Here is a 5,568-nt window from a genome sequence, read left to right on the forward strand (position 1 = left end):
TATTGGAAACTAAAGAAACCAAACTATGCAGAGAAGGATTTAGAGACTGGATGGAATTGTGCTGTATGGTTATATGATTTATCTATATATAAAAATAATCACACCACGAGTTCGTGGGCGGTCTAACTCATAATAAAATAAAAGTCTTTTGATTTGTAACGTTTAATTCCGTATACCCTTAGAGATAGGAGGAACCACTTTGAATTACGTGAATGCGACCCAATAATCGGTAGATCATTCGGTTTTTTATGACTAACCCGCGATAAAATGAAAGTATTTATTTTTTTTACTTTGCTAATGTCTTCTGCCAGCTTCTCCCATCCTGGACGAATGGAGATTCAATTTTTCAACGCTCAGGGCCGACTTGTTTTTCAACTCAAACAGGATGAGTTTGAAGTGTGGCGCGAGCCAGAATACATAGCTCTTCGAATTAAGAAACGGAAAGCGGAGGAGATATCCCAATTGCACGATAGTCTAATCAATGGAGTTTGCCGAATAATAAAGCATAAAGAGGATTCTGTTTCAATAAACATTATTGACTCAAATATGTCTCTCAAGACTGAAAAATGTATATACCTATGGGCAGATGAAAAGGGATTGTCCATGATTGCCGGAGTTCTAATGATAGGTAGTGTTGGTGAGGATGGCTGTAAAGACGAGATTGATAAGTTAGGTAATTTTCTAAATGCTCGTTGATCGTCTGTTAAATATCCAAAATCAATATATTTTGAAACAATGATAAAATTCACAATAGGCATACTATTTATTTGTACAATCGCATTGTCTGAACAGAATAAATATACAGACTATAACACCGCTACTTATTTATTTTCCAATGATTCGTTAAAGCAAACCTTGACTATAAAAGTAACTTCAAGGAATCAAATTCAATTTGCGTTAATCTCCGAGAACATTAAGAGAAATAAAATTTTTAAACTTAATGGGGTTGCAAGTTCGACTGGCGAAGGTGATTCGGAATCTGATATGGACGAAGATGGAAACGGATTTTTTGTTGATGAATTTAAGTACTCAAATGAGTGTGCTTTGTATATCCGCCTTGACGCAGATGAGTTCAGGCGAGCTAAAATTACGATGCATAACTGTTTACTGAAAAATAACCACCCAACACCTGTTGAATCACTTGGAATAATGCACAGAATAAAATGATTTGAATATTTTTTATGTTGAGATATAAACTATACTTTCTATTGGTTCTGCTTTTATCGTTTACGAACGATCTCTTCTCACAAGGTTATATACCTATAACCACAACTATGAGAACACCGATGGGTAATGTTCCATATACTTACCAGGTATATAGGCCTATGGTCTATTACCGAAATACTCCGGAAGCCAACCTGAAGGGTAATTTTATAATTGTTCTCAAAAACGACAGCACGTTTCATGCACATGGCCGAGTGGACATGTCTGATTCGGTACATAGAATTGAGATCAGGAAAAAGAAGATGACATCCATCATACGGCCGGAAGACACAAAGCAAGTGACCCAGATCTGCGGTTCAGGGATGAAAGTAATTGCTATACCTGCTGATAGCTGCTGGTTGTTTCCGGTACATACAGGAAAGATTAACGCTTATTCCATTCTGCCTTATTATAACCTTGATCCGGTTGTAGTTGCTATCCAGAAAGGTGATAACAGTCCCATTATACCCCTGAGTAAAAAGAGCTTGCGGGAGATGGTGGGCAATGATCCTAAACTTGATGAGTTGATTGAGAAAGAGAAATTTGACAAGGTAATACGGCAGTATAACAAGCGCAAATGATTCTGTAGGTTTAAGAGAATATACTATTAACCGGAAACCAATGTTACAAAAGGCACGTGTATTTATATTGTTGTCGTTCGTATTTGCATTCGAAGCAAATATACTTGCTCAACGTAACACTGCAGATTCATTAAAAAGCATTGCCAATAAAACCGATACACTAACGCAGGGCCTTAGTAAAACTCTTTCGAAATCTGATTCTATAGGAGAGAAGATTCAAAATATATCAGACTCCTCCGGTAAGTTCGCGGATAGCCTTAAGCGTGTAGATGCCAAGGCGCGAACCATTCAACAACACACTAAAAACAAAGTAGATCGTCTTCAGCAGAAAGTCTCGTCCCCGGTAACAAAACTGGAAGAGAAGATCGGTCAGAAATCAAATGCAGCAGAGAAGTTAACTGGTAAATCCGTAGCAGCCGATGCAGAGATTCCGTCTCTGGAGAAATCCGAATCATCCATTCCCAAACTGGATGCATCGGGCATTGCTGAAAAATTAAATGCAGATATACCAAGTACAGATTTGAAGCTGCCATCTGTTGACGAAGGAGTGCCCGATATTAATCTCCCACGAACAGGTGATCTTGGTAAAGTGAATGGACTGAAAGAAGAAGTGAGCGGTGTTGATGGAAAATTAGCGGGTGTAGATCAATACGAAGGTGATCTTCAGAAGATTAGGGAAGGTGCTCCTGAAAATTTAGAAAAGCTGCCGGAAGTAGCCGAACAAAAACTCACGGATATACCGGAAGCAGGTGCCGCCAGTGAAGAGATTACAAAAGCAACCGCAGAACAGGCCAAGTATGAGGCGATGATCCAGCGTTACCGCGACCGTAAATTGTTACAAGACGAAATCAGCAGAAAGTATAAAGCGGTGGCAAATGATTATGTTATGCAGCAAGCTGACAAAGTGCAGCTGGCACAAAAACAACTGGAACTGTCGAAGTACAAAGCAACCCGCATCAAAAGCGTAAAGGATATTTTCAGAAAGCAATCAGATGAGCTGGAAGAAAAGAAATTCTATCAGCGCCTGGTTCCTGGCCTTATGTGGCAGCTCTATACCAAAGATTTTGTTTCTGCTGATGTTTCACTGCAGGTTGGCTATCGCGTTACTCCGCATTTAACTGCAGGCATAGGCGGTATATACAGGCTTGGGTTTAACAAGCACTTCGATTATTTCGTGAAGGGTCTTCAAACTTTTGGAGGAAGAGCGTATACCGATTTAACGATTAGCAAAGGGCTGTTCGCGCATGGCGAATTTGAAGTGCTCAAGCTTCATCCTTCTATCACTACCAATACCCGCGAGCCGCTGAGCAAGCATGTATATGAAAGTTACTTTGGTCTTGGTAAACGCTTTAATATTACGCGAAACATTCGCGGCAATGTATTGGGGCTATACCGTGTAGAGTACTCCGGTAAACTTCCCGCTGCCAGCAAGGTGAGCGCCCGCTTCGGTGTAGAGTATGTATTCAGACGGCCCAAGAAGAAACTGGATGGACTATAATTATCTATAATGGTGTATGAGGTATATTTTTATTTTGAGTGTTTTACTTTCTGTAGCAACAAATCAACTTTTCGGACAGGAAAAGAAATTTGAAGAATTAAATCCCGATCTTATAGAATGGGGTGAAGGAAGTATTCTGCTCGCATCGGGAGAAGAATTGAAGGGCATGGTGCGTTTCAATGACAAGATTGGAATTGTTTCGTATGAGAGTGGAAGTATATCGCATTCTTACGGCCCGAGAAGTATTGCTGCATTTGAGTTTTACGATGAAAAGCTGCAGCGACAACGCGTTTTTTATTCGCTTGAATTTGAGGATAAAAAAGCCGGCATAAAACGTCCGTTCTTTTTCGAAGTGCTGCGTGACTTCAAAACGTTTGCAGTCATCTCGAAAGTAGACCCCGTTGAAATATCGGAGAAAACCACAAGCCCGGGCACGTTTATGGGGAATGGGGTGTATTTTAGTACAGGTGTTACCAACACAACTATAAAGATTACACAAACAGAGACTATATATTTTCTCGGCGAAAAGGGAGATATAGAGCCTTATTTAAAATTGATAAGAAAAGTAGTGGATCGCTCCTGGTACGATCGTGAAGTAAAGAAGAGTAAGATGCTCGATGATGATGTTCTGAAGAAATATTTTAGTGAGGCTGAAATTCAGAAGATGTTAGACTTCTCGCAGAAAAACAAACTTCAGTTTGAAGTGAAGGAGGATTTTGTGAAGATTTTGGCGGGCCTATAAATCTGAAAAATTTTAGAAAAATGTGGAGGCGATAAAAGAACGAAGTGCGCAAAAAGGCTGCACACTCGATTATGTTCTTTGTGTCGTTATCACAGGATTATGAAAATATTACAGGATTTAAAAGAGAACGTTTTTAAGGTTATTGAGCATTACATGCCGTTAGAGGAATTTGAATTATGGCTGTATAGCTCTGATGAGTTGATTAACTTGATGAATGAAGATGTTGTGCTGGAAGTGTTTGCGTTTAACTATAGACAAAGCGATGCAGGCTATCAGTTCAGAAAGGCTATCTTCAAGTTCTTTAAGGAAGACGAATTCCTGTTGTGGAAGGTAAAGGCTAACCTCCGTGACCTGATCACTAATAACAATAACCGGGATCGCATTCTGTATGATTTTTATTATCTCGGATATGATGGGTATTATTTTCTGACATCTATCGGATACTATATGTATCATATTGAAGACGTTGAGTATTCTGGCAACGACCTGAAGGCTGTGCTGGGAGAACTTAGGCATAATTGCGAGAAATTGCTTTCCGAAATCGAAAAACAAGAACTGGATAAACCAGGATTTAGACTTGAGGATTATCGTTCTGAGGAAAAACAAGAATACGAAATCCCGGTTGTTACTCACAAATGGTGGAATTTTTGGAAGTAATATCAAATTCGATCATTCAGATTTAGACCTTCTCAAAAACCGTAATCAAATCATTGTGAGCTTTCACGGTGTGGATGTTTTTGTCTCCCCAGGAATCCAGTTGTTCCAGGATGCGAAATCCGTATTTTGTAAGTATAGTTTGAAAAAAGTGATTGGTTGTGCTGCTTCTAAAGCCGCCTTTATAGCCACCGTAAGCAGGATGGTGAATGATGGCAATGCCACCTTTTCTTAAGATTGAGCTTAAGGAATGTATATAGGTTTCTGTATCTGCAGGTGCAATGTGAACGAAAACATCGAACGACCAAACATAGTCTATGGAGTCAGCAGCTATGAAGGACAGGTTTCTGCCATCAGTTTGGTAAAATTTGCAATGAGAGAAGGAAGCTAATCTTTGCCGGCAAACATGAAGTGATTCACTTGTCAGGTCTACGAGTGTTAAGCTGTTGGCTATGGTTGCCAGAATTACAGACCATCTTCCTGCGCCCGGTCCGATTTCCAGAATATCTTTCCGTGGCTGAAAGTATTTTGAAACTGTGTTCTCTATCAGCGTCTTTTTCCACTCTGCGGAGTCAGTCCATTCTTCTCCTTTTTCTGTCCAGTTGTAATTACTCCACTCTCTGTAGTTATAGGACCGCGTGTTAAAACCAGGAAGTTGTTTTCTGATTTCCAACGCAATCCGCTTGTTCTGAAAATAAGATGTAACGCTACCGAAAAGCTTTTCAAGCATGATCAGTAAAGACCAATATAGACCGTTTTCCCTTAGTAGCTGGATGATTAAATTTTGCTGTTTCATTGTAAAACAGGTGATATTGATCATCCCACCAATAATCCGGGCTTCTCTTTGTATACATGCCATAAGAACTCACCAAATATAGTATTCGCCCAGG

General features: G+C 39.7%; 7 protein-coding genes. 6 read left to right on the forward strand and 1 reads right to left on the reverse strand.

Annotated elements, in window-relative coordinates:
* The first annotated feature begins 267 nt into the window (after nucleotides 1-267).
* The 6 genes from V7Q33_RS02060 to V7Q33_RS02085 all read left to right on the forward strand — a co-directional run bounded on the left by V7Q33_RS02060 (nucleotide 268) and on the right by V7Q33_RS02085 (nucleotide 4,681).
* Entirely contained in the window at nucleotides 268-696 is a 429-nt protein-coding gene (locus V7Q33_RS02060; protein ID WP_333818734.1) for a hypothetical protein, read from the forward strand.
* A 39-nt stretch (nucleotides 697-735) separates the two neighbouring features.
* A complete protein-coding gene (locus V7Q33_RS02065) occupies nucleotides 736-1,167 on the forward strand; it encodes a hypothetical protein (RefSeq protein ID WP_333818735.1) in 432 nt (143 codons plus the stop codon).
* A gap of 107 nt (nucleotides 1,168-1,274) precedes the next feature.
* Nucleotides 1,275-1,784: a hypothetical protein gene (locus tag V7Q33_RS02070; RefSeq protein WP_333818736.1), complete on the forward strand. Its 510-nt coding sequence runs from the start codon at nucleotides 1,275-1,277 to the stop codon at nucleotides 1,782-1,784.
* Nucleotides 1,785-1,824: 40 nt separating this feature from the next.
* Nucleotides 1,825-3,282, forward strand: a complete 1,458-nt coding sequence (locus tag V7Q33_RS02075; RefSeq protein WP_333818737.1) for a hypothetical protein — start codon at nucleotides 1,825-1,827, stop codon at nucleotides 3,280-3,282.
* Nucleotides 3,283-3,298: 16 nt separating this feature from the next.
* Nucleotides 3,299-4,024, forward strand: a complete 726-nt coding sequence (locus V7Q33_RS02080; RefSeq protein WP_333818739.1) for a hypothetical protein — start codon at nucleotides 3,299-3,301, stop codon at nucleotides 4,022-4,024.
* Nucleotides 4,025-4,123: 99 nt separating this feature from the next.
* Nucleotides 4,124-4,681 carry a hypothetical protein gene (locus V7Q33_RS02085; RefSeq protein ID WP_333818740.1) on the forward strand — a complete coding sequence of 186 codons (558 nt, stop codon included), beginning with the start codon at nucleotides 4,124-4,126 and terminating at the stop codon, nucleotides 4,679-4,681.
* Nucleotides 4,682-4,703: 22 nt separating this feature from the next.
* Here the strand turns inward: V7Q33_RS02085 and V7Q33_RS02090 are convergent, their stop codons facing one another.
* A complete protein-coding gene (locus V7Q33_RS02090; protein ID WP_333818741.1) occupies nucleotides 4,704-5,408 on the reverse strand; it encodes a class I SAM-dependent methyltransferase in 705 nt (234 codons plus the stop codon).
* Between the last annotated feature and the right edge of the window lie 160 nt (nucleotides 5,409-5,568).

The organism is Ohtaekwangia sp. (assembly GCF_036786105.1).
Taxonomy (GTDB): domain Bacteria; phylum Bacteroidota; class Bacteroidia; order Cytophagales; family Cyclobacteriaceae; genus Ohtaekwangia.